The organism is Rhizobium sp. LjRoot258 (genome assembly GCF_964254185.1).
Classification (GTDB): Bacteria; Pseudomonadota; Alphaproteobacteria; order Rhizobiales; family Rhizobiaceae; genus Rhizobium.
In genome coordinates this window covers 476,014-495,164 of the sequence record NZ_CAXUST020000002.1, presented here as the reverse complement: position 1 = coordinate 495,164, position 19,151 = coordinate 476,014, and the positions used below count along the sequence as shown (strand labels likewise).

The 19,151-nt window shown below is 58.3% G+C and carries 16 protein-coding genes and 2 pseudogenes; 9 read left to right on the top strand and 9 right to left on the bottom strand.

Annotated elements, in window-relative coordinates:
• Positions 1 to 281 precede the first annotated feature (281 nt).
• Positions 282 to 635 (top strand): hypothetical protein, encoded by a 354-nt coding sequence (locus tag ACSQ9D_RS23105; protein ID WP_436284275.1) that lies wholly within the window; start codon positions 282 to 284, stop codon positions 633 to 635.
• A 3-nt stretch (positions 636 to 638) separates the two neighbouring features.
• On the top strand, positions 639 to 3,254 hold the full coding sequence (locus ACSQ9D_RS23100) for a caspase family protein (protein ID WP_436284274.1): 2,616 nt from the start codon (positions 639 to 641) through the stop codon (positions 3,252 to 3,254).
• A 581-nt stretch (positions 3,255 to 3,835) separates the two neighbouring features.
• On the opposite strand, the gene ACSQ9D_RS23095 is transcribed toward ACSQ9D_RS23100, so the two are convergent.
• Together ACSQ9D_RS23095 and ACSQ9D_RS23090 are read right to left on the bottom strand one after the other, a co-directional pair.
• Positions 3,836 to 4,951 carry a hypothetical protein gene (locus ACSQ9D_RS23095; protein ID WP_436284273.1) on the bottom strand — a complete coding sequence of 372 codons (1,116 nt, stop codon included), beginning with the start codon at positions 4,949 to 4,951 and terminating at the stop codon, positions 3,836 to 3,838.
• Between the two features lie 194 nt (positions 4,952 to 5,145).
• Positions 5,146 to 6,090, bottom strand: coding sequence for a KAP family P-loop NTPase fold protein (locus ACSQ9D_RS23090; protein ID WP_436284272.1), 945 nt, complete (start codon positions 6,088 to 6,090; stop codon positions 5,146 to 5,148).
• 279 nt (positions 6,091 to 6,369) lie between these two features.
• On the opposite strand from ACSQ9D_RS23090, the pseudogene ACSQ9D_RS23085 reads away from it, so the two are divergent.
• The 3 genes and pseudogenes from ACSQ9D_RS23085 to ACSQ9D_RS23075 form a co-directional block, all read left to right on the top strand.
• Positions 6,370 to 7,434, top strand: a pseudogene (locus ACSQ9D_RS23085) (IS110 family transposase); the annotation flags it as partial.
• A 336-nt stretch (positions 7,435 to 7,770) separates the two neighbouring features.
• Complete coding sequence (locus ACSQ9D_RS23080; RefSeq protein ID WP_436284271.1) at positions 7,771 to 8,598, top strand: hypothetical protein; 828 nt, start codon at positions 7,771 to 7,773, stop codon at positions 8,596 to 8,598.
• An 875-nt stretch (positions 8,599 to 9,473) separates the two neighbouring features.
• Positions 9,474 to 10,565, top strand: coding sequence for a hypothetical protein (locus ACSQ9D_RS23075; protein WP_436284270.1), 1,092 nt, complete (start codon positions 9,474 to 9,476; stop codon positions 10,563 to 10,565).
• Here ACSQ9D_RS23075 and ACSQ9D_RS23070 read toward each other — a convergent pair.
• From ACSQ9D_RS23070 to ACSQ9D_RS23060, 3 genes and pseudogenes are all read right to left on the bottom strand, one after another.
• Positions 10,466 to 12,268, bottom strand: a pseudogene (locus tag ACSQ9D_RS23070) (efflux RND transporter permease subunit); the annotation flags it as partial. The gene ACSQ9D_RS23075 and the pseudogene ACSQ9D_RS23070 overlap by 100 nt on opposite strands.
• Positions 12,269 to 12,274: 6 nt before the next feature.
• A complete protein-coding gene (locus tag ACSQ9D_RS23065) occupies positions 12,275 to 13,429 on the bottom strand; it encodes an efflux RND transporter periplasmic adaptor subunit (protein WP_436285147.1) in 1,155 nt (384 codons plus the stop codon).
• Between the two features lie 70 nt (positions 13,430 to 13,499).
• Positions 13,500 to 14,057 carry a TetR/AcrR family transcriptional regulator gene (locus ACSQ9D_RS23060; RefSeq protein ID WP_436284269.1) on the bottom strand — a complete coding sequence of 186 codons (558 nt, stop codon included), beginning with the start codon at positions 14,055 to 14,057 and terminating at the stop codon, positions 13,500 to 13,502.
• 292 nt (positions 14,058 to 14,349) lie between these two features.
• Here ACSQ9D_RS23060 and ACSQ9D_RS23055 point away from each other — a divergent pair, with 292 nt between their 5' ends.
• Positions 14,350 to 14,589, top strand: a complete 240-nt coding sequence (locus ACSQ9D_RS23055) for a hypothetical protein (protein ID WP_436284268.1) — start codon at positions 14,350 to 14,352, stop codon at positions 14,587 to 14,589.
• A gap of 194 nt (positions 14,590 to 14,783) precedes the next feature.
• Positions 14,784 to 15,128, top strand: coding sequence for a hypothetical protein (locus tag ACSQ9D_RS23050; RefSeq protein ID WP_436284267.1), 345 nt, complete (start codon positions 14,784 to 14,786; stop codon positions 15,126 to 15,128).
• Positions 15,129 to 15,141: 13 nt separating this feature from the next.
• Here the strand turns inward: ACSQ9D_RS23050 and ACSQ9D_RS23045 are convergent, their stop codons facing one another.
• Positions 15,142 to 15,294 carry a hypothetical protein gene (locus ACSQ9D_RS23045; RefSeq protein WP_436284266.1) on the bottom strand — a complete coding sequence of 51 codons (153 nt, stop codon included), beginning with the start codon at positions 15,292 to 15,294 and terminating at the stop codon, positions 15,142 to 15,144.
• Between the two features lie 33 nt (positions 15,295 to 15,327).
• Here ACSQ9D_RS23045 and ACSQ9D_RS23040 point away from each other — a divergent pair, with 33 nt between their 5' ends.
• The gene (locus tag ACSQ9D_RS23040; protein ID WP_436284265.1) at positions 15,328 to 15,504 is read left to right on the top strand and encodes a hypothetical protein; all 177 of its coding nucleotides are present in this window, start codon (positions 15,328 to 15,330) and stop codon (positions 15,502 to 15,504) included.
• A 131-nt stretch (positions 15,505 to 15,635) separates the two neighbouring features.
• Here ACSQ9D_RS23040 and ACSQ9D_RS23035 read toward each other — a convergent pair whose 3' ends face one another.
• Both ACSQ9D_RS23035 and ACSQ9D_RS23030 read right to left on the bottom strand, forming a co-directional pair.
• A complete protein-coding gene (locus ACSQ9D_RS23035; protein ID WP_436284264.1) occupies positions 15,636 to 15,974 on the bottom strand; it encodes a gamma-glutamylcyclotransferase family protein in 339 nt (112 codons plus the stop codon).
• 147 nt (positions 15,975 to 16,121) lie between these two features.
• Complete coding sequence (locus ACSQ9D_RS23030; protein ID WP_436284263.1) at positions 16,122 to 16,574, bottom strand: NUDIX hydrolase; 453 nt, start codon at positions 16,572 to 16,574, stop codon at positions 16,122 to 16,124.
• 147 nt (positions 16,575 to 16,721) lie between these two features.
• Between ACSQ9D_RS23030 and ACSQ9D_RS23025 the strand changes: the two genes are divergently transcribed.
• Positions 16,722 to 18,155: a CHAD domain-containing protein gene (locus ACSQ9D_RS23025; RefSeq protein WP_436285146.1), complete on the top strand. Its 1,434-nt coding sequence runs from the start codon at positions 16,722 to 16,724 to the stop codon at positions 18,153 to 18,155.
• Positions 18,156 to 18,757: 602 nt separating this feature from the next.
• Here the strand turns inward: ACSQ9D_RS23025 and ACSQ9D_RS23020 are convergent.
• Positions 18,758 to 19,108: a hypothetical protein gene (locus tag ACSQ9D_RS23020; RefSeq protein WP_436284262.1), complete on the bottom strand. Its 351-nt coding sequence runs from the start codon at positions 19,106 to 19,108 to the stop codon at positions 18,758 to 18,760.
• Positions 19,109 to 19,151 lie beyond the last annotated feature (43 nt).

The window sequence follows — 19,151 nt, the reverse complement described above, 5'->3', positions numbered from 1 at the left end:
CCGGTAATGACGAGCGCAAGATAACCGGCTTTCGAGGCAGCGTTCGCGAGAACCGCGACACTTGCGGCTTCATTGAATTGCACAGGATCAAAATCCTCGGACCAACGGTAAATTGGCGGCGAACGGGTGGCATGTTGCGCAAGCGTAATCAGGTTGGCAGCGCAGTAGATCGGTTTCCGTCCAAAGCGAAAATCGGCTCAGGCAAGGACAACTTTAAATCGTCACTGGATTGACAATATAAACGGAAGACCCATTGATAAGATCGTTTAGAGGAGTGGACGATGTTAGCTCTCTTTTGCTGGGGTACACTAGGTGGCGTTCTTATAGAATTGGTCCATTGGTATAATCTTCGGACCAATCAGAATTTTCCGGCATATGCGAAGAGCCCGCTGTACTGGCTAACCGGGGCTGCAATGGCTCTCGCTGGTGGCTTAGTTGCAGTCCTGTTTCTTGGTAGCACCGGCGATCCTAAAGATGCGGTCGGCTTGGGACTGGCGGCACCCGCCGTCCTTCAGAAGCTGATAGCAGGCGGTCTCACCTTGGCCGATCGAACAGGAGCCCAAGGCGACGCCAAAGGGACGGAGTTGAAACGTGGTTCAGCGAGCGCCGATATAAAGGACTTCCTGATCGGCTAGCTGATGAGCGTATCGCGAGCCAACTTTGTTGCACTTTGCGTAGGTGTATCAGCGAACCCTGCGGATAGCCTGCTTGCGGATGAGCAACCTATTCGCCATGCATCTCAAGACGCACGGGATGTCGCAGCATTCTTGAAAGAAGCGTTCGGTTCTTCGGGCAAAGTGATATGCTTGCGGGACGAAGAAGCGTCGCCTTCGCTAATTCGGCGGGCAGTGTCAGCCATCAGAGACACGAAGCCGGAATTGTTTGTCTTCTATTTCTCCGGACACGGGAGGTTCAGCGAGGGTGGACAAAAAGGCTTGGTCGCGTTTGGCCATTCGGCGGTGGACGCACTACTTTCAATAGAAGATTGCGCGCAAGCAATTGGAGCGCCAGCTGCAAAGCGATCTTTAGCAATAGTCGACGCTTGCCATGCGGCCGCGATTCTGGGCGCGACCGGCTTCTTTAGCTCGCTTGGGGACGACCGGGCTCGGACCTATCTCGCTGCAAGCGACGCAGTAGCTTTTGAAAACAGGAGACTGCCCAACAGCATCTTTACAACCGCGTTATTAACGGCACTCGCCACCGTGCGGGACTCTGATCGGGTTGATGTCGAAGGCACCCTATTTAACGTTGTTTCACGCGACACAGCCGCCGGCTCCCTGGCTGTTCGAAATGAAGAACAAGCAGTAGTCAGGGGTGGCGTCGCCCGTGAACCGATCTATCTGCCGCTCACCCCGAATGCGTCCGCTCGCTATCGAATCGATCTGACAAAGATTACAATTCGGCGCCACGCGCTTCGATATGTTGCCGCTCTACTTGTGGTTGCGATCGCAACAAGCGCGCTCACCTTCTCTTCGACCTATCATTTGGTGTTCAACGGTAGGGGAAACATCGAAGCAGTGTACGGGCTGAGGGAACTTGGATTCGTGAGCTTGGGGATTGCTATCCAGCGAGCCGAGACCACCTTCAGCGACCGACAGATCAAGGATGACGTATTGCTGCGCAGACGGCTCGGAAACGGCGAGGTCGACGGAATTTGGGGAGCATCGCGTCCAGGCGTTTTACCGGAATGGGCATTGAACTTCGTGGATGTGTCACACGGGCTACCTTACCCCTACTTCGCCCGACGTTGGGCGATCAAACAGGGCGCTCCGGCCCGCACTGATGATCCATTCGATCTGCAAGTCCTCGCATCAGTTTTAGCCAGCGGCGAGCCTGTATCAAAAGAACTAATTTCGCTCGGGCTACAGCGACTACCTCCTTCGGCCGACTGCGGCAATGGCGATGCGGCGACACTAGATAGTGCTGCGAAGCTTGCGACAGATACGCCGTATTTTGAAGGTCCACTCCAAGACACGCGCTTGTTTGCACGCTTAATGCGCGCCAAGAACGGCTCGGCCGACCTCCTGCTTTCGATTCTCGATCGGGTAGCAACCTATGATGTTGCGTGGGGCTTAGGGGCAAATGTACCCTCGGCCATTCTCCCTCTTGCTGAAGCGAACGTTGCTTCGCCGCCTCAAACCAATGGCACACAGGGGCTTAGCCTTGTTACCTATCCCCACTGGTTCGCTGGCGCATGCGGGTCATGGATACGCTTAGCGGCGGCACCGAGGCTACAACATGTTGATCAGGCAATAGAAATGTTGCGAGAGCTTGGACAGACGACAGCAGGGCGTGATCGGTCGGCACGTATTGCGTCGTTTCTAGCTGCGCTCGTGAGGAACGGTACCGCCTTCGGAGTGGGGTCGGACGCCAAGAGTAACGCCGAAGCACTTGATCAACTTGCAACGGCGTTCGAATCGCGCGACGTCATGCTGGAGTTTTTTCGTGAGGTTTCGGGACACGAGAGCGACCAACTTATCGAGAGCCTTATTGGGGCTTACGACGCACGTAGAACGAACTTCGACAATGCCATGATGCTTGCTTTGGCCATACAGTTGGTGCTGAGTGGCGAGCAAAAACTCATCGAGAAATTCGTTCCCAAAATTGCAGATCGGATCGCTCAGTTCTATAAGCTCGCGGGAAGTGACGAAGAAAATCGTGCACTTGGTCTGTTAGCCAGGCTAAACGACCCTGCTCTCGCACTCGATTTGACCACACGGTTGCGCGCTAATCCGTTGTTCCCGGTCGATGGATATAGTTATCAAGAGGTCTATCTCGCATCCTCACTCCTGTCTTTTCAACTCTCCACTACACCCTTAGATCCTAGGGGTGACATCGTTTTAGATGTTGCGGAAAAGATTCTGGAGCGGCGGGAGGCGCGAATGGATCTGTCGATCCGGAAGGATATCTCAGCAGCAGGCCGTTACAACTCGGTCCTTGAGGCTCTCGAAATTAACGAGACCGGGCGAGATCTTCCAGACGTACCAGCCGCGCTCGTATTTCTCTTAGCAAAGCGAAGCGGAGTGGACTTCGACGATGCGGATCCTATCCTTGTCTTTTCATCAATGCGCGGTGATGCAAATTATCGGCGCCTCGTCTCATATATATGGGGCACCTGGATCGCTCGGGAGCGCGCCAGTTCGGCCGCGGCCCAACGCAACCGTCTCGCGGCGAAATGGAGAGAGTCCGCTGACCCACTAGTGCGGGAAGCACTTGCTGACACCATTTGGCGTTCTCTTGAACCGATCCCCTAAGTAGCCGCGGCAAAAACGGCGGCATGGTTCGAGCTGTAGATGTTTATGGCCCTACCGCAAAATGCAGTTGCGGACCGAATGGTGCTTGCTCTTGAGAGGATGCGAACCTGTGACCACACATATTTGGACCGAAGCATCGTCTTAAGGCCGCAGCATTATTGAGCGGGCATTGAACCAGGTCACGCGCTATATTCACGAATTGAAGGCGTCGGGCGCGGCAATTCTGGAATGCTCTCCATGGCTACAACTATGAATTTGAGCCGCGGCCGGGAGAGTTACGAGACATCGTGCGGATCGTCGCCCCTTACCCGATGATATCGGACGGAACCAGGCAACGAGCGTCCAAGGCGCACATGAGTCAGCGGCCATTACTTCTATACGCCGCTGTTCCGCGTCGATGAATATGCATGATTTCGAATCTGACAACGACGACCGCGTTGTTCTGACGCAATCGATACCCGCTCATCACATTGTGGGGTTTCATTCGCGACCGAGAATTTCGACGTGCATCGTCACCGTGTGGAAAAGCAGAACTAGAATATCACAGCAGAGCCACCATGCGGCCTGTCGGGGTCTGACTTCTAGCCGGTTTCACCGCAATCAGAAGCGCCTTGCCCTGGAGCGGCTTGGGTGGCTGTCTCGCGCGCCTGCCAAGCCGATAACACCGCGTCAAAATCACCATCGCTTGCATGACTGTTTGCCTGGATAGAGCGGATAATGTCCTGGGCCGCAGGGTTGTCCGGGCCAGCGAGAGCATAGACCTGGCGGACGACCGCGACTGGAGACGGAAAAAAGGTTGCCAACGCGTCGAACGAGAGCGTGGACCTTGGCCCGTAAAGCGTTTGGATGAAACTGAGCAGCCAGGTTTCGCTTGATGCACGCGCGGCAACCCGCTGTATCAAATCCACGCGTCCCCCCGCTTGCGACCAGGCATAGACCATCGGTGTGGCATAGGCGTGTGCGACGACCTCATCGACCCCAAGCGCTGAATACCGATCCAACATTTTCAGGCGAATTGATTCGAAGCCCTCGCTCGACGTCAGTCGGTCATGGGGACTGGCACGATCGCCGAAATATCCATGGCCGAAAGTCTCGCCTCGCAACACCTCGGTGAGGAAACCCAAGGATGCGCCCGTTTCAAAAGCGGATGTGATCGCCGTATCATAGCGGTCCTGCGGAAGCGCCGCCTTAAGTTGGCGCAGCAACGCCTTCATTAAGTACCAGATATGCGGCCTGCCCCACTCGTTGCTCCCCGTGTCCCTTGCCAGATCGTCGGCCGCGTCCACCATCCCGGCGATTAGTGTCTCAATCGGCCAGGTCTCAAGTGTTTCGTGCGGGGTGTAGCGGAGTTGATCGAGCATACGCTCTGCTTTCGAGGCACCTGCATCGCCTTTGTAACCATCAAGCTCAACAAGCAAAGCGGCGACAGCCGCCCTACCCTTGCCAGCCGCCTCTAAAAGGTGGGCGATGTCGAGATCGGAAACTCCGTCAGAAGGGGCGACTAGCGTAAAGTAGAGACGAGCATGGCTCGGGCTTGCGAGGCGCTTGTCTCTGGCGGCTTGAGCGAGAGCGGCGCGGTTTGCTTGCGAAAAGAGCCGTTCGTCCTTCTCGGCGCCTAAACTGAAGAGATTGATGCCGGGTAGGTGCCGCTCCAGTTCGTACTGATCGCTTTCCCATGACAGGCCATCGATGGCCATCGCCGCTTCCATTTCCTTCGTTTGCGCTTCGCGTTCCTCGTCGGAGACATGACTACGGCCACTCGTCACAGCTGCGAACGTCACCAGATAGTCCTCCAGCCACCGATAGAAATTGGGCGACCCAACCGCGACCAGCCGAAGCCAAACCAAATCCGGTACGTCGACACGCCCGGCAAGACTTGGCCAAAAGACCCTCAAGCTGTCCAGGACCCGGACAACCGCGCGGGGGTTCTTGAGAACGCGGCCCCCCGTCTCGTCGATGACCTGTTGCAATAGTGGGACCCGCGCTTCGTCACACGTGACGAATGCCTCCAGCTCTTTGGAGAGCCAGCGTCTGAGCGCGAAAGACTCCGGTCTTGGGACAGCACCTCGGTCTGCACAATCTTTTCCAGATATGCCGTTCCGCTCGATACCCCCGTTCCGGTTTCAATGGCGCGCGCCAACGTCAGCCCGTCATAACAAAGGAGATAGGAAACGTTCGGGAAATCCGCGACGGAGCGGACCAGCCGAAGCAGCTCGGCGACTTCCTTCGGCTCAAGACGATCGACATCGTCAATCGCAACGACAATTCGACAATCGAGATCGAGAAGAGCTTTGGCCAGCTTCTCCTTCTGAGCGACCAGGGTTGGCCCCTCCGTCTGCACCGCAGCGGCTGTGGCGACTTTTTCAAGCACGTCGCCAATAACCGACGCACCGGGCACGAACAGGCCTGCGACGCCGGCAAGCTTGCCAACCGGCCCCAGATGCCGGGCAAAACTCTTGACTTGCTCGACGACATCCTCGGCGGCCTGTTTGGTCGTGCCGGTGGCATCTCCGGAGGCGTGTTGAAGCTCGGCGATCGCTTTGGCCAGGTCTTCGAAAAGCGCCGTCAGCAACTGATCGCGGTCCCCTATCAACCAAGGCCGAAACTCCACGGCCGCAACCTTCGTCCGGTCCATATCGCGCAGCCGCAGAAGCGTGAGCGACAGCAGACTGGATTTGCCGGAACCCCATTTCCCTTCGAGGCCGAATACAAACCCTTTGTTTGCAGCTTGAGACGTCAAGGATTCGGCAATGCGGTCGGCAAGGGCCGCAAAGCCGAACAGATCTTCACCTTGGGATTGAATCGGCCGATCGCCGTTGAATACTGCTTCGCTCATGAGCCGTGACCATAACGCGATATAGTTGCGAGATCCTTGCGAGATAGACACGACATGGCAATGACACCGATGGATAGCGCCAAAGACCGAGCCCGTGCACTCCTTATGGCGAAGGCCTCAGCTAGCGGCGCCTAATCAAGCACCGCCCCTGCTTTAAGACCAAGCTTCCAGTGCGAATTGTCCGGCTGTCCAATTTGCTCTTGAGATCCCATCAGGGGTGAGTAGCGGCCCTGCACCGTGGCAGAGTGAAGTCGCTAGAAACCTCTCTGGAGGCTGAACATGCCGATGACAGCAGATCAAACTCAAGCACAGACCGCTACCCCCGTCGATCTTGGCGCAATTTTCGTCTCGTTGGAATTGAGCAAATCGACCTGGCTCGTGACCGCTCTGTCGCCGGGAAGCGAAAAGATGTCTCGCCATATCACTGGGGGAGACATCGCTGGCTTGTTCTCGTGCTTTGCCACCCTTCGCCAGAAAGCTGAACGGCGTAAGGACAGGCTTTATCCGCTGGTGGTGATCCAGGAGGCCGGACTTGATGGTTTCTGGCTGGGGCGAGTGCTCAGCAAGGAAACCTGGATCGAGAGCCATATTGTGGAGGCCGCGTCCATTGCCATGCCTCGCCGTCATCGCCGCGCAAAGACGGATCGCATCGATGGCGAAACATTGATACGCGCTTTGATGGCTTGGAAACGCGGTGAGCCGCGTGCTTGCTCAATGGTCAAATTGCTTTCGCCGGATGAGGAAGACATTCGCAGGCTCGGGCGGGAGCGGAAAACCCTGATTGCGGAACGTGTCTTCCACGTCAATCGCATAAAGGGGCTGCTCTTCACGCAAGGAATACGAGAATACGAACCTCTGCGTCGCGATCGCCGCCAGCGACTGGATGAAGCCCGCACTGGTGATGGCCGGATGCTATCAAAACACCTAAAGGCCGAAATCTACCGAGAACTCGATCGCCTCGAATTATTGCTCACACAAATCAAGGCTGTAGAAGCAGAACGAGATGCTTTGATAGCCTGCGAGACAGCCGATACGCCGGCAAGAGCTACCGCACTTTTGGGGATCAGAGGAATAGGTCCTGAGTTCGCGACGATCATCTACTCGGAAGGTTTGTTTAGACACTTCGACAACCGGCGTCAGGTCGCTGCCTACGCGGGACTAGCTCCGTCGCCTTGGCAGAGCGGTAACGTCAACCGTGATCAAGGTGTCTCGAAGGCAGGGAATCCACGTCTGCGAGCGACGATGGTCGAACTCGCCTGGCTGTGGCTCCGCCACCAACCAAACTCGGCGCTCGACTTGCCCTGGAGCAACGGTCAGGCGGAGGGTCAGATCAACCGACTAAAGACGATCAAGCGCGCAATGTACGGTAAAGCGGGTCCAGAGCTTCTCAGAGCGCGGATGAGGCAAATTGATATCGCGAAGCTCCACACAAAGTGAGGAAGACCCCGTTTAAGTGCCAGACGACACCTCGTTTCCGGCGCGCTCGAGGTTGCCATGGGTGGCGCGCATCGATTATTTTAGCGAGATAGAAACATCCTGAGTTGCGCTTCCCAAAGTTAAACGATCAACTGCTGGTCAGGATTTGCGATTCGGCTGTGGGTAGTCCGAATTGCCTCTCAGTTGTTTTAGTATCGTCGGTTTTGTTGAAGCCAGACGGATTTCAAGTAAGGGCTGAGCAAATTGTCCGGAGGCTGGGGCGAACGCCTGGACAAACATTTCGAAACCTTGCGTACCGGTCGACAGGGCTCCGGAGCGCCGGTCTTTGCCCTGGAACATGGGCTGACACCGGAAGAATTCCGGTGCTTATCTGACTATCTCCACACGCAGTCGCGCAACCGGGCATTTTTTCTACCCGATTGGCTTGCTTGGGTCGTTTACGGCGCCGAACTTGGCTACGACTTTGATGGTCAGGATTACTGGACAAACTTCGAAAGCCAAACGCCTTACTGGCGCCACCATTACCAACGCCATTGGCTCCGCGACGCCTTCAAGAGGTTTCATCGACGATATCAGGGGTTCGTGCCGCGCGGCGCGTGGGCAAGTCAGTTTTCCATTATCGCCTGGCCCATCACCCATGCGATCCTTCCAAAGGATCTGCAAACGCAACTGGCGCACACTCTCTACTATTTGCGTTTTGCCCTCGCCGGCCGGTTGGACGAGGCGCCTGCCGCGATCGGTCGCTATATCGGCGCGAGAGGAGAGGGCAGTTCACGCTTTCGCAATTTCTTACAACAAGAGGAAATGGTCGGCCGGATCGCAACCGCGCTTCTAGGGAGCCCGACGGTGGCGCCAAGCGACATGATCCTTCCGGGGACACTTGCGCGTATTGTCGACGATCTTGAGAAGGGCCAAAGCGCCAGAGCATGGCTCGTTGATGCGCGCCGCGTCATCGCGCGGGCGCGTATCAAAGGCGTCGGTCATTACGGAAACTGGTCCGCCCCTTCGTCGGTCGACACCAACGCCGATGGGCCGAACAACACACCATCTGCGGAGCGTCCCCACGCCTAAAGCCATCGATTGCTTTGCTGCGCGCCGAGGAACATGGCTGGCTCGTCGTCGCTCAATTTCCGTCTTTTCGTCCATTGGCCGATCTATCGGTCGATATCGATCGCCATTTGCGGACGACGCGATGCGCCATCGAAGGTGCCGAGGGGTTCCGACCGGCGGGTTGGTTGCTGTCGGAGGGGCAACGACGTGTGCTGACGTCTTGGCCAAATTCCGATGGGCCATTGGTCCGTTTTGAAAAAGAAAATCCCACCGTCGACAGATTGATCGCGTCCGACGTCCGCATGACCAATGGTCCAATCTGGCTGTTCGAAATCGCATCCGACGGCCGAGCCCGAGAAAGCACAACTCGAACACTTCGCCCTGGCAAACGATACCTCGCGATCTCTGCATCCCCACTGGCTGGCTTGCCGTTCAGTACAACGGCCGAAATCCGTTGCGCAAATTGCCATGGCCTCGAGCTTGATTTGCCTTCGCAAATTGCCCATGCCGATTACAAGGTCTTCAAAGCTGCTGGCCTGGATGTGAGCCGGACGATTTCCGTCTGGCCGGCGGGGCTTCCTGCCCGGCGCTGGGACGGGCAAAGCCGGGCGGAATACTTCGAGGGTGAGGTTGCCTCATTCGGGATTGGCGCAGATCACGATATCCGTAAGGCTGTCGTCTCCCTGGATGGCGGAGCGCCAGTCGAATTCCTCGACATTGAGGCGGGGACTCCAATCTTCCTCGCGCTGACCAATCTCGGCCTAGGCATTCATAGGATGCTCGTCGAGGCGCAGGTGGCAACCGAGGATGGTCAATTTGCGTCTTCAACGGCTAAAATCGAAATCGGCATCGCTTCGCCGGTCGCATGGAGCCCCGGAACCACCGGATTTCGAGGCATGGTGCCGATGGTCACTCCGGTAGAGCCAAGTCTCGACGAGCTCTTCGAAGAAAAGATCCGTCTCAGTATTGCTGGTCCACAAGGATACGCCGTTAAGGTCTGCGTCCAATTGCTGGATGCTGGTGGCTCAGAACTGGCGAGCGAGCTCATCATGGAGGCTAGTTTGCCATGCGGCGAGGATGTTTGGGCTCGTCACTGCGGGCAGTTCCTTCGTCGCTGGTCATCTCCCTGGGCCTATCTTACGGCATCAAGCGCAAATCTGATCATTGAAAGCGAGGATTTGGGATCCCACCTCGTCTCACTGCGTCGGGACGTGAGACCGGTTCGACTGGTCTGGCACACCAGCGGTCGAACAACGCAGGTGCGGCTCATCGACGAACACCAAGCGAAAGGACGGGTGGTCGTCGCCTTTTATCCGTTCACACATCCCTGCGTGCCGGTCACACTGATTTCGGAGCAATTGCACGAAGGTTTTGAACCGGCCAAACCCGGCGGCCTATTTCTCCTTGAATACGGCGATGTTCAGGAGACGCTGGCCGTGAGCATTCCGCAGGCCGCGGATTTCTCAGAACTCGCGCCCGAGCCGGACGAGCAAGGCTTCCCGCGAGGAGCGGACGCATTGCAGCAGACGCAAGCCCACCTCGCGCGATGGCGGTCTGCAGGGCTTGCAGGGCCTCTGGCAAGCATTCGCCGGGAGCGCGTTGTCGAGCGCTTGGAACAGCACTTTTTCAAACTGCTTTGCGGCAAAGAATGGGTTGAAGCTGAGCGCGCATACGAAATGTCGCAAAAGACAGCGAACGATCTGAAGCTGCTCGCCCTGAAAACAGAGACAAGCAATTCGTTGTCGGTGCTGCTTAGCCGCGACTTGGCGGAACTGAGGGCCCTTGACAACGAAGCACAGATTGATCGCTTCGCCGACATGGCCAGCCGCTATGGCATCGCCGATGCTGTAACGGCCCGTGCTGCGATGATGGTTTGCCAGAGGGGAGGCGCAGGTTCCGCCTTGAAGATTGCCTCGATCTGCTTGATCGACGCCAGCGTACGGTTGGCGCTGGCCTCCGGAGGACCCTGCACGTCGACAAGAAGGTAACCCTGGTCCTCATTGGGTACGAAGCCGCTCGGGAGGTTGATGAAGAGATAGCCGAGACCTGCGACGAGTGCGAGGTAGACGACCATCATCCGGCCGGAGCGCTTCGCCATCCCTGTCACCGTCTTCGAGTAACCGGACGTCAAACCGTCGAATTTGCGGTTGAACCAGCCGCCGAGGCCTTTCTTCTCGTGGTGGCCCTTGGGGATCGGCTTGAGGAAGGTGGCGCACAGGGCAGGCGTCAGAGACAGCGCCAGGAAAGCCGAAAACAGGATCGAGACGACCATCGTCAGGCTAAACTGACGGTAGATGATACCCGTGGAGCCAGGAAAGAACGCCATCGGGATGAAGACGGAGGCAAGCACGAGCGTAATACCGAGGATCGCTCCGGTGATCTGCGACATCGCCTTTCGGGTCGCCGCCTTTGGCGAGAGCCCCTCTTCCGCCATGATGCGTTCGACGTTCTCGACCACGACGATCGCGTCGTCGACGAGAATACCGATGGCCAGCACCATGGCGAACATCGTCAGAACGTTGATCGAAAACCCCGTCGCTAGCATGATCGCGCATGTTCCGAGCAGAGCAACCGGGACGACGAGCGTTGGGATGACCGTGTAGCGGAAGTTTTGGAGGAAGACGAACATTACGATGAAGACCAGCGCCATCGCTTCGAGGAGTGTGTGCAACACCTTCTCGATCGACGCCGATACGAATGGGCTCGTGTCGTATGGTACCGAATATTCGACGCCAGATGGGAAGAATCGCGAAAGTTCCTGCATCTTGGCGTTCACGGCCGTGGATGTCGCCACCGCGTTACCCGTGGAGGAAAGCTGAATGCCGACGGCAGCACTCGGCTGGCCATTCAGGCGGCTGGAGAAGTTGTAGTTCTCAGCGCCCGCTTCGACGCGGGCAACGTCCTTCAGGCGCACGGAAGAACCGTCTGGATTGGCACGCAGAACAATGTTGCCGAACTCGTTGATATCGGTGAGCTGGCCCTTCACGAGCACGGTCGCGGTCAGGTCTTGGCTGACCGGATTCGGAGCCGCGCCGATCTGGCCCGCCGCCACCTGGGCGTTCTGCATGGTGATTGCACTATTGATATCCTGAGCCGTCAGGTTGAGGCCCACCATCTTGTCCGGGTCGATCCAGACGCGCATTGCTCTCTGGGCAGCAAACAACTGCGCGCGTCCAACGCCATCGATCCTTCGCAATTCACCAAGGACATTTCGGTTGAGGTAGTCGCCGAGAGCGACCTCGTCCAGCTTGCCATCGGTCGACGTGAGAGAAACGAGCATCAGGAAGCCCGACGACGCTTCTTCGACCGTCACACCTTGCGACGTCACAGCTTGAGGAAGTCGGGATTCAACGCGGCGGATAGCGTTCTGCACGTCCACGGATGCCTGATCGATATCCGAGCCGGCTGCAAAGGTTGCGTTGATGCTGACGGCGCTCGATGTATCCGAGGTCGACTCGAAATACATCAGGCCCTCAACACCGTTGAGTTCTTCCTCGATCAGACGCGTGACACCCTGATAGATTTCTTCCGGCGATGCACCAGGATACGACGTTGAGATTGTGAGCTGCGGCGGAGCGACCTTAGGATATTGCGCGATCGGAATGAACGGTAGCGCGATGATGCCCGCCACCGTAATGAAGATCGCAATTACCCACGCCAGGATGGGGCGGCTGATAAAGAACTGTGCCATGGGAACCTACTTCGCGGCCTTCTCGGCTTCGTTGTTTTGATCGGCGGAGGCATTTTCCGGCTTCCACGCCTCCGGAGCGACCTTCGCGCCCGGCTGAACCTTCTGGACACCGTCGACGACGACCTTGTCGCCCTCCTTCAGCCCGGCCTCCACGACCCACTCCGAGTCCTGCGAGTGACCCAATTGGACATCGCGTGCCTCTGCGAGATCGCCCTTCCCGACGACGTAGACTTGAGCCTGCCCCTCCCGCGTTCGAACGACCGCGCGCTGCGGGACGGAAAGCGCGTCCCTGCGGACGGCCTGCTCGATGCGAACCCGGACATACATGCCGGGCAGAAGGTCGCCTTTGGTATTTGGAAATTCGGCGCGAAGAGTGACCTGTCCGGTCGTGGAATCCACGCTGGCGCTCGAGAAGAGAAGCTTGCCAGGAGATGCATAGACGGTTCCGTCGTCGAAGACGAGTTCGACACGCGCCTGTCCGGGAGCGGGGCTTGCGAGCCTGCCGTCTGCGACGGCCCGCTTCAACGCAAGAAGCTCTTGCGCCGATTGCGTGAAGTCGGCGTAGACGGGATCGATCTGCTGGATGAGTGCAAGGTTCGATGAACCATCCGCCGTGACGAGAGCCCCTTCGGTGACCAAGGCGCCGCCGATGACGCCCGTTATCGGAGCGCGGACCTCAGTGTATTCGAGATTGATCTTGGCCTCGTCCAAGGCAGCTTCGGCGAGCGCGACGTCGGCGTCGGCCTGGGCGACCGCGACGGCGGCTGCATCGTACTCGACCCCGCTCGCAACGTTGCGTTCCTTGAGGTTTGCCTGCCGCTCGAGCTGTTGTCGGGCGTTGGCCTGCGTCGCCATGGCCCTCTGCAGAGAAGCTTCCGCGCTGGCAACGCGGACGGTGAACAGACGCGGATCGATCCGGTAGAGGACGTCCCCCTCCTTGACAAGCGTCCCCTGCTCGAAGACGCGCTCCTGTAGGATGCCGGAAACGCGTGCGCGAACCTCGGAAACGCGTGTGGCAGCGATCCGCCCCGGCAGCTCGCTCATGACCGGGATGTCATGGCCAGTCAGCGTCGCGACGCCGACGGCAGCGGGAGGCATTTCGCCGCCTTCCTGTGCTTGCGCAGGCCCGAGAAGCGTTGCGGCGAGTACTGTAGCGATCATTCCCGCCCTCGTGACGTGAAGGGTCATATTGCTCATGTGATGTCCTTTGATGCGATCGGCACGTGCGCCGTCAATCTGGTTCCGGGTAGGACGTGAAGATGGTCCTGATGCCGTCGAGGAGCTTCTTTCGCTCTTCCCCGCTCCACTGGTAGAAGCCGGCGAGTTCGTTCCAATAGAAGCCCGTGAGGGCTAGGTACGCGAGAAGGCCAGCCTGCGGCCGCTCGGTATCTGTAACGGCTCGAATGTCTTCGGCCGTCCACTCGCGAAGCCGCTTCTGAAGCTTCTCCTCGTTGGACATGGCGGCGCTGATGGCCATCGCGACGGCGCGATCGAGATCATCGAACTCGGGTTCGGCGACTGCAATCCTGCCGAACAGCTCCGGATGAGGAGAAGTGGCGTTGTCCGCGATCGCCGCTTGGACGCGGGCCATCTCCTTGTTGAGGTGACGGTCGATCAACGCTTCGAGCAAGGCGCTCTTTGACTTGTGGTCGTACACGACCCTCGACTTGCTGACGCCCGCCTCCTGCGCGACGGCGTCGATCGACAGAGCGCTCGCGCCCAGCCGGAGCACGACGCGCTCGGTCGCATCGAGGATGTCGTCGCGTGATATCTTTCTTTCGCGGGCCATGAACAAGCTCCTTTGCTAATTTATATACGAACGTTCGTTCTTTAATTCAAGTCTATTTTCACTGAGTTCAACGATGCTTCTGGTGAAGAAGATGAAGCAGCAATGCACCCAAGTGACGCCATGGGACGGCCATGCCGAGGCGGTGAGGATGGGAGCGTTTAAGCCGCCGCACGAGAGCGGGAATTGCCCTCCGACGTTCGTCTGCAGCCTAGAGGATGCCCTTGGCAGGTGACGCCAGTACGGCGTAAAATATTCCTTTATCGGTCGTCGTATGCCATCGGAGAGCGTCGCTATGTCTCTTTTCGATCTACTTTCATACACCGACGAAGAAATAGAGCTCGTAACATCCGCGCTCAATCGCTGGCTGCAAGCAAACCACGTCGATCCCAACAGCGAACGCGGCCGCGTTGAGTTAAATAACGCCATAATGCTGGTCAGCTCGGGTGTTACATCGCCGGATGATATCGTCACCGCACTTGGTGAGGTCAGCGAGCCGGACGAGGGAGCCCCAGGAGCGCGATTGGCGACTTAACCGCGCAGGCGCCCTCCAACACCGGATGTGGGCCCACGGGCTTCTGTGGGCCTATAATTCGAAGATAGCGATTGCATCGATATCACGTGATGCTCTGTGATGTCCTTCCTCAGCCCCTATTGCGCGCTGCAGTCTGTTGCATATGACGTTTTTATGACAGAGTTTGCCGCGACAAGTTCAAGAGGAGGCGAAGCATGAGTGAGAAGCGGAAACGAGTTTATGAAGCGCTTTTGGATGGCGCCACAGAAGGTCTTTCCGGCAAGGGGCTTTACGATTTCGTATTGAACCGTTGTCCCCAAGCGACCAGCAAGAAGATTGTGCGTGCCTCGCTTCTGGCGCTTACAGATCCTCATGTAAGGGATCCGAATATCCTGAACACCATCTACGCGCTCGCGATAAAGCACCGAATGGATGAGGTTGGCTCGGCGATCGATCCCGACGAAGAGGAGAACCCTGCCGAGAAAACCCCAGTTCTCCGCAAGCTGAAGAAGAAGGCGGAATCGTCCGCTTTGGCAGCCCTTCAGGCGCATCCGACGTGATTGGAAAGCGGATTCACCGAGGCGGCACCCGGAAAGGCGACCCGCCGTCGGCCGCAAGGCGCGCCGCGAATGCCATGTCGTCCGGGATCGGAGACCGCGGAACCAGATAGAAGGTGCCTTCGGGCACCGGTAGATCGTAGCCTGCTGCCCTAAGACCTTCGACCATACGGGTCGAACCTCCAGCGGGCCATGCCCGATCTTGAGAAACTCTGCATCGATCTTACCGCCCTCGAGCGGCGACGCGATCGTCTGGGTTCTGCCGGGGAGCGTCGCGCAGTTGCCCGGCCGCCTGCGGATCAGCCTCACCGCGAACGATGTGATGGTCGAGCGCTCGTTGCCCGTCTTTGCGCAAGCGATTAGGGAAGTCGCAGCGTAGCGAAGTGGACAACGAGGCTCAACACCGGCCCAGCCGCTTGTTAGATCAACTCGAGATCGGGCTGCGGAGCATTGGCCGCGATGCTGAATGCCGGAGAGGACGATGTCAGTTCGACAGAATGAACCGCTCAGTTAGGTCATCTTCGCCAATGCGTAGACGAATGCTTCAACCTGCTGGCCTCCAACCGTGACCTTGGCGACGACACGCTGATAGCTGTCGCCCTCGAACTCGTCGAGACGCTTCCAGTGTTCAGGAAGGTCCGGCGATTCGAATACTGAAACAGGGACTTCGAAGGCTTCGTCATCAAGCACGAGACCGGGAAAGCCAAACCCCGCTCCCCATCCGGCCTCGAGAAGTCGGCCACGGACGGTGCCTTTTCGCCAGGTGCCGCGAAGGCCGTCGAGCTGTCCGTGATTGACCTCGCCGGGCGCAAGGCTTCCATACGTCGCGAGACGATGTTCGGCGTCCATGATGCTTTGGTGCGCTCCTAAAGATCCAGCGCCGGCGACCCGGCCAGGCGTTGCTACAAGTTTGGCACGTTTGTAGCAAGATGACGTGTGGTCACAGAGCGAGAGCGCGTCTCAGCCTCCCTCACCTCGCCCTGACTGGCTTGGTGTCTACCGCAGGCGTTGAAGGAGCGTCCGCAGCCCCGGCTGGGCGACGTCTCGAATGGCAATCTTCAGCGGGAACCACTTCTGCTTCCGCATTGCCTTTTCAGGGAACTCCGTGGCCATGCGGGAGACCTCGAGTAGATGAACCGAGACCTGATACTGATGGGGTGTACTGTCCTTCCGATACGAGAACGAACCGAAGACTTCGGGAGCGACCAAGCCTTCGACGCCGGCTTCCTCGAAGGCTTCGCGCAGCGCTGCTGCCGCGGTTGTTTCGCCAGGATCGAGGTGTCCCTTGGGAACGCCCCATCGTCCGTTTCGGCGGCTTCCGACCATCAGAATCCTGAGGTCGCCGTTCTTGTTTCGCCGATAACAGATGGCACCTGCCTGTCGGACGTCGCGCGCGAAGGGACTGGCACCTGCAGCAGTTCGGTGTTCTTCCTCAAGCATCGCCTTCATGGAGCTCGAAACATAGGACGCGTTGATAAATCGGTGTAACATCAGTTTGTGACAGCAGCCTCAACGTTGACGACCGTCCCCTTAACAGTCGGAGTCCACCTTGTCGTCCGAAATCGAAATCAAGCTTGAACTGTCAACCGAAGCCTTATCAAGCTTGAACTGTCAACCGAAGCCTTGGAGTCTCTTCTTGGTTCCGACCTTCTCGGCGAACCCGAGAAGATTCTGGAGCAGTCGTCGACCTACTTCGACACCGTCGAGCGCAGGCTCTTCCAGGAAGGCTTCTCACTCCGCATCCGGCGAAGCGGGGCCGCCCGCATGCAGACGGTGAAAGCCACCGGACCCAGCAAGTCCCTGTTTGCGCGGTCGGAATGGGAAACTCCCATCGACGGGGAGGAACCCGTTCTCGACCATTCGAACCCGCTGTTGAGCGAGTTCGGGAGCGACCTCGCCGTAGAGCCGGTATTCGACGTCGATGTGGAAAGACGCGTCTGGAACGTGAAGGAGAACGGGTCGCTAATCGAGGTCGTGGTCGATCAGGGCGAGGCCGTGTCCGGCGACAGACAATCGGCCATCCGTGAAGTCGAACTCGAACTGAAAGATGGCGACCGAAGAGACCTGTTCATCCTCGCGCGCAAGGTCGACGGGATCGTCCCGTCCCGGTTCGGCGTCCGCTCCAAGTCGGAAAAAGGATTCGCGCTCGTTGATCAGCAGAGGTCCGTCTTCAAGGCGGAGGGTCTCGATCTCGACCGCAATATGCCGGCCGTGGCAGCCTTCGAGACGATCGCCTCGTCCTGCTTCCGGCAGTTCCGCCTCAATGAGGACGTCCTCCTGCATCGACGCAATCCTGAAGCCGTGCACCAGGCTCGCGTGGCGCTCCGGCGGTTGCGTTCGGCGTTTTCGCTGTTCAAGCCAATCCTGTCGGGCGAGGAGCCAGGGCGACTGAACGCCGAGATGCGATGGCTGGCCGGCGTACTAGGCGAAGCCCGCAACATCGACGTCCTGCTCGCGAAGGCTAAGGACGCCGATCTGGTCAGCAAGCTGACAGACGCTCGCAGAGACGCGTACGACGATGCGATCGTGACGCTGAACTCGTCGCGCGCTCGGGCGCTCGCGCTTGATTTCAATGACTGGCTTCAGTGCGGCGAATACCTTGAATGGATAGCCACCGACGATCGGCCAGGCATCTCGGCGTCGGAGTTCGCCGCCGAGGCACTCGACAAGATGAGAAAGAAACTGAAGAAGCACGGCATGGCGCTGGCGGCGGTCGACGACGAGCATCGTCACGAGGTTCGAAAGGACGCAAAGAAGCTTCGTTACGCTGCGGAATTCTTCGGTTCTCTGTTTGACAGCGAGCGCGGGACACGGCGGCACAAGAAGTTCATCGCCGCCATGGCGGATCTTCAGGATGATTTGGGCGCGCTCAATGATCTCGCCACCGGACCCGATGTCCTCGAGAAGTACGGTCTGGCCGACCACCCGGCTCGCGACAGTGTGCTGTCCCATGCCGACAAAGACGTCCTTATCGGCAAGGCGCAGGATTCGGTGGACGACATCCTCGATGCCAAGCGGTTTTGGCGATAGACGCATTCATTTGGCCGGGCGTCCCATCCTGCTGCTCAAGGACGTGGCGTTCGTCGCGCCATTCCAGGGGAGAGCAGAAGCGCAGCTCCGGCAAGCATCGTCCCATCGCCCGCTGCGGTGACTTCGGCGAAAATGCCGAGATCGGCAACCCCATTTGAGTTCTGGACGCTCGCCCCTTCAAGATGGGGTCACACCAAATAATGGGTGCACCGTGAACCCCAGCTACCAACGGTGCCCGGACGCCTCTTCGAAAAAAGCCGGAAAGATCGAGGCCCGCCCAATCGCCATCGAAGCAGATCTTTTCGGCGCGGCCGCCGTCTTCTCGTGGACGGCTGCCCTAAGTGTCGAACGGTTTAAGCGCAGCGGGTCCGCCGATCAGAAGTTTCAAGGCGCGGCCGCAGGAGGCGAACAGCATGCGGATCTGCGCTGCAGAAGGTGCTTGACTTCGTGTCCAGCGGGGAGCATTCGGGCAGCGATGACACTCGTAAAGCTGTCATCGATTCAAAGGAAAACGAGATGAACCCCGACGGTCGAAGTTCGACGTCATCACGGCTGCTACTTCCGTAACCCCGGCTTTTCAACGACCACACCGGTCAATTTCGTTATGGGTCGCGCTTGCATATGGGCAAAGCAGACAAGGCATACGGTCTTCCGGGTCCGTCACCGCTCCCAATGTCGATATCCAGCTCATATCGATCGTTGGCGGTTGCCGTCATCAATCGTGGAGCCACTGCCTGTACCCAGGACGTCAGCGTGGTGCGGGTACTATTTTCAACTGAGGCGATGGAAGCGCCATTTATCCGCCGGTGAAGGTCGTAAACTTCTTCCGACCACCAGATTTCACCGGTCTCAAAGTCGAATGTCCACGCTCCCTGCAGCGCCGCCGGTTGCCGGGCCACAGAAATCGTGTCTTCTATGGAAATGGGCCGAGCGTTGGTGGCTCGCAGTTTCATCGCCGGGTTCCTGTGTGGCGACACAGGAAGACATCATGCCCTC

Bases quoted from the DNA above. Each gene is read 5' to 3' on its own strand.
- ACSQ9D_RS23105 (WP_436284275.1), top strand. From the start codon at position 282: ATGTTAGCTCTCTTTTGCTGGGGTACACTAGGTGGCGTTCTTATAGAA.
- ACSQ9D_RS23100 (WP_436284274.1), top strand. From the start codon at position 639: ATGAGCGTATCGCGAGCCAACTTTGTTGCACTTTGCGTAGGTGTATCA.
- ACSQ9D_RS23095 (WP_436284273.1), bottom strand. From the start codon at position 4,951: ATGGCCATCGATGGCCTGTCATGGGAAAGCGATCAGTACGAACTGGAG.
- ACSQ9D_RS23090 (WP_436284272.1), bottom strand. From the start codon at position 6,090: ATGAGCGAAGCAGTATTCAACGGCGATCGGCCGATTCAATCCCAAGGT.
- ACSQ9D_RS23075 (WP_436284270.1), top strand. From the start codon at position 9,474: ATGGTGCCGATGGTCACTCCGGTAGAGCCAAGTCTCGACGAGCTCTTC.
- ACSQ9D_RS23065 (WP_436285147.1), bottom strand. From the start codon at position 13,429: ATGATCGCTACAGTACTCGCCGCAACGCTTCTCGGGCCTGCGCAAGCA.
- ACSQ9D_RS23060 (WP_436284269.1), bottom strand. From the start codon at position 14,057: ATGGCCCGCGAAAGAAAGATATCACGCGACGACATCCTCGATGCGACC.
- ACSQ9D_RS23055 (WP_436284268.1), top strand. From the start codon at position 14,350: ATGTCTCTTTTCGATCTACTTTCATACACCGACGAAGAAATAGAGCTC.
- ACSQ9D_RS23050 (WP_436284267.1), top strand. From the start codon at position 14,784: ATGAGTGAGAAGCGGAAACGAGTTTATGAAGCGCTTTTGGATGGCGCC.
- ACSQ9D_RS23045 (WP_436284266.1), bottom strand. From the start codon at position 15,294: ATGGTCGAAGGTCTTAGGGCAGCAGGCTACGATCTACCGGTGCCCGAA.
- ACSQ9D_RS23035 (WP_436284264.1), bottom strand. From the start codon at position 15,974: ATGGACGCCGAACATCGTCTCGCGACGTATGGAAGCCTTGCGCCCGGC.
- ACSQ9D_RS23030 (WP_436284263.1), bottom strand. From the start codon at position 16,574: ATGAAGGCGATGCTTGAGGAAGAACACCGAACTGCTGCAGGTGCCAGT.
- ACSQ9D_RS23020 (WP_436284262.1), bottom strand. From the start codon at position 19,108: ATGAAACTGCGAGCCACCAACGCTCGGCCCATTTCCATAGAAGACACG.